The organism is Bariatricus sp. SGI.154 (genome assembly GCF_050313795.1).
GTDB lineage: Bacteria > Bacillota > Clostridia > Lachnospirales > Lachnospiraceae > CAMBRQ01.
This window is the reverse complement of the sequence record NZ_JBNPMC010000082.1, coordinates 1-1,422: the sequence shown is the minus strand read 5'-3', so window position 1 is coordinate 1,422 and position 1,422 is coordinate 1. Positions and strand designations below refer to the sequence as shown.

2 protein-coding genes are annotated in these 1,422 nt (G+C 39.5%); both read right to left on the bottom strand.

Annotated features, from left to right (window positions below; genetic code table 11):
- Window positions 1-198 precede the first annotated feature (198 nt).
- Window positions 199-1,065 carry an IS3 family transposase gene (locus ACQRBN_RS17420; protein WP_427740361.1) on the bottom strand — a complete coding sequence of 289 codons (867 nt, stop codon included), beginning with the start codon at window positions 1,063-1,065 and terminating at the stop codon, window positions 199-201.
- Complete coding sequence (locus ACQRBN_RS17415) at window positions 1,055-1,339, bottom strand: transposase (RefSeq protein ID WP_330591941.1); 285 nt, start codon at window positions 1,337-1,339, stop codon at window positions 1,055-1,057. The genes ACQRBN_RS17420 and ACQRBN_RS17415 overlap by 11 nt, the downstream gene beginning before the upstream one ends.
- Window positions 1,340-1,422 lie beyond the last annotated feature (83 nt).

Here is a 1,422-nt window from a genome sequence, read left to right as displayed (position 1 = left end):
TAAAGTGACCCACTTTGTCAAGACAGTTTTTTATTAAATTTATCGTTAGGTACTAAACATATGTTCCTGGATATATTTGGAATATACTATCCCTTTCTTTCCTTGGTTATAAGAAACTTGGGGATAATCAATGTGTCAAGGACTTGCCGCAGTGCGGTGTGTATACATCCTTGATACATTGATTATTCTCAAGTAAAATCATGAGCGGAAAGAACGGTCTTTCCCTTCATGATAAATCTGGCTGGGAGTTTTATACCCCAGACTTTGATGTGGGCGTTCATTGTTATAAAACTCCATATATTCTCGGATCCCTTTTCGTGCTTCCCGGGGATAACTGTAATCTTTTAGATAAATATCCTCATATTTCAGACTTCGCCAAAATCGTTCTATGAAGATATTGTCATATGCGCGTCCACGGTGATCCATACTGATTTTGGAACCTGCCTCCAGAAAGAGTTCTGTATATTTGGGGCTGGTAAAATGGCTTCCCTGATCGCTGTTCATGATTTCAGGTACAGAGCCGCCAAGTGCCTTTTGGCAGGTATCCAGAACAAATTTGATTTCCAGAGTGTCATCTATCTCCCATGCCAGGACATACCGGGAATACCAGTCTATAATGGCAGTGAGATACAGCCAGCTCTTCTGTATCGGAATATAAGTAATATCAATACTCCAAACATGATCCGGAAAGGCAGCCTGTATCCCATTGAGAAGATAGGGATATACTTTATTGGCAGGGTTCGCTTTACTGGTGTTTTGCCTGGGGTAAACGGCTTGTATCCCCATTTCCTGCATTCTGGAAAGCACTGTTTTTTTATCTACATGAAAACCATAATAACTGTCCAGCCATGCTGTGATACGGCGATATCCAAATTCAGGATGCTTTGTGTAGGTTATATCAATCAGGCGGTTAAGCTGCAGATCCCATTCAGAAGAAGGGCGCGGCTTATAATACAGGGAAGTGCGGTTCAGACTCAACATTTCAGCCTGGGTAGATATTGAAAAAACAGGGTCAGTAAAATCAACCATGGAGATTCTTTCATCTCGATGGAAATTAGATTCCAGATTTTTTTTTCATCCACTCGTACTGAGCAGTAAGTTTTCCAATTTGTGTATATAGTTCTTCGATTTGTGCTTCATACTGCTTAGCCTGCTTACGCATTTTAGCATTTTCATTTTCAAAAAGCACATGTAAATTGTTGGAAGCTTCTGTTTTCCAGCGAGTAAGCATATTAGGATGAACGTTATTTTCTGATGCAATTTCATTGAGCAGGCGTTCTCCCCTGAAGACTTCCATGACAAGTTTTGCCTTAAATTCGGGCGAATAAGTTTTTCGCATAATGTCACTCTCCTTTAAAATTAGTATGTGTGACCTAACGAAAAACTATTTAAAATTTTGTCTTAAATCATAGGACCATTATA